The following is a 1,868-nucleotide window of genomic DNA, read 5'->3' on the forward strand; positions in this document are numbered from 1 at the left end:
AGCCGGTCACCTTGCTGCCGGATCGGGCACTGGAGACGTCGCGGGCCTGGCTTGCCAAACGCCCGTCGATATCGATTGTCGCGCGAGACCGGGGCGGTGGCTATGTCGCCAGCGCGCACGACATGCTTCGACATTCGTTCGCCAGCACCCGGCGACAACGACGTGATCAGCCACGTCGATTTACTCATTTCCATCGAAACAAAGATCGCGCCAAGATCAATACGGATAGCGGCTGGCGCCTGGGGTCGATCAGCTACAAGCATGGTTGCCTCCACGGAGTCTGGGTTAGCAACTGCACTCTGCCAGAGCGCCAGCCCCCATGGGATCTTTCAGGAAGTTAGAATTGCGCAAGAACGGCCGATTTTCAGGAGAGGGCGGCTTTCCGCGTTGCCGGGCGGACAGAAGCTGTTAGCGTAACAGCTCGCTGACCAGCGAAGGCTTCTTGGCGATCATGGCGAGCAACACCTGAGCTGGGCCGGTGGGACGTCGGCGGCCGTGCTCCCAGTTGAGCAGCGTACCTTTGGCAACGCCGATGCTGCGCGCAAACGCGCCCTGCGACAGGCCCGTGCTGGCCCGGATCGCGGCGACGTCAACTGTGGGCACCTCCACCTGGCGGACGCGCGCACCGGTCTCCTTGCCTTCCGCGAAGGCCAGCGCCTCGTCCAAACCCTGCCTGATGCTGTCATAAGCGCTCATATCCGGTCTCCATAGCGTGCGAGCAAGGCCTTGCTCATCGCGATCAGCTCCGCCTGCTCGGCTTTGGTCAAATTGTCCTTCTCGTTCTTGGCGAACACGGTGACGAGGAAGATGGGTATATGCACGCCGCCGAACACATTGATGGTCCGGTAGCCGCCACTCTTCCCGCCGCCCGCGCGAGCGATACGGACCTTGCGCAGCCCATCACCTAGCGAGATGCCCGTTTCCGGGTAGGCGGCGATTAGTTCACGAGCGCAGCACGGTCCTCGTCGGACATGATCGCCTTAGCCCGCCGCAGAAACTCGGGCAGTTCCACCACGGCCTGCAAGCTGGTCATGCCTGGAACACATATGCGCCAATGGCGCATATGTCAATGACGCATATGCACCTCAGGCCCACCCTTCCGATGCTCACGAACGCATAGGCATTGCCGCTTCGGCGATATTCTGTTTGCTTCGCTAGGAGCCGCGCAATTCGCGGCTTCGAAATCCGGTATCCTCCAGAGTGGCCATTCTGGCCATTGGAGAAGCACCATGGGATACTCAGACCTGGACCCTGCCGTCCATGAACGGCGCCCTTGGAACGCAGGTCAGAATGTCGGGCCCAAGCGCCCGCTCAAGCCACGCGACATCTGGGCCATCCGGTTCTACCTCGACGAGCACAAGCGACTGCGCGATCGGGCGTTGTTCGACCTGGCGCTCGACAGCAAGCTGCGCGGCTGCGACCTCGTGAAGATCAAGATCGGAGATATCACCAGCGGCGGAAGCATCCGCAACCGCTCGACTGTCATCCAGCAGAAGACCGGCAGACCGGTGCAGTTTGAGATCATGACAGAAGCCCGAAAGAGCTTGGCGACATGGCTGGAACGGCGCCGCGGCACCGTCCTCGACTTCGCCTTCCCGAGCCGCATCGACTACCTCGGCCACCTGAGCACGCGGCAGTATGCGCGCCTGGTCGATGAGTGGGTCTCGACCGTGGGGCTGGACAAGCGGGAATACGGCACCCATTCGCTGCAACGCACAAAAGTCTCGCTGATTTACAAGGCGACAGGGAATCTGCGAGCCGTCCAGATCCTGCTCAGAATGGCGACATACTGCCAACGAACAGCCGGCTGATGGCCGGATCAGCTACCGTTTCCATCCGCGCTTCGGCGAGATGGTGCAAATCAGGCG

General features: G+C 61.7%; 3 protein-coding genes and 1 pseudogene. 1 reads left to right on the plus strand and 3 read right to left on the minus strand.

From position 1 onward, the window contains the following. The 3 genes and pseudogenes from IEX32_RS20855 to IEX32_RS20860 form a co-directional block, all read right to left on the minus strand. Window positions 1-263, minus strand: a pseudogene (locus IEX32_RS20855) (hypothetical protein); the annotation flags it as partial. A 145-nt stretch (window positions 264-408) separates the two neighbouring features. Next, on the minus strand, window positions 409-696 hold the full coding sequence (locus IEX32_RS20275) for a helix-turn-helix domain-containing protein (protein ID WP_188773342.1): 288 nt from the start codon (window positions 694-696) through the stop codon (window positions 409-411). After that, window positions 693-938 (minus strand): type II toxin-antitoxin system RelE/ParE family toxin, encoded by a 246-nt coding sequence (locus IEX32_RS20860; RefSeq protein ID WP_308421070.1) that lies wholly within the window; start codon window positions 936-938, stop codon window positions 693-695. The genes IEX32_RS20275 and IEX32_RS20860 overlap by 4 nt, the downstream gene beginning before the upstream one ends. 291 nt (window positions 939-1,229) lie before the next feature. Here IEX32_RS20860 and IEX32_RS20285 point away from each other — a divergent pair, with 291 nt between their 5' ends. Beyond that, window positions 1,230-1,811, plus strand: a complete 582-nt coding sequence (locus IEX32_RS20285) for a tyrosine-type recombinase/integrase (protein ID WP_188773343.1) — start codon at window positions 1,230-1,232, stop codon at window positions 1,809-1,811. Window positions 1,812-1,868: the final 57 nt, after the last annotated feature.

Source organism: Novosphingobium endophyticum (genome assembly GCF_014640675.1).
GTDB lineage: Bacteria > Pseudomonadota > Alphaproteobacteria > Sphingomonadales > Sphingomonadaceae > Novosphingobium > Novosphingobium endophyticum.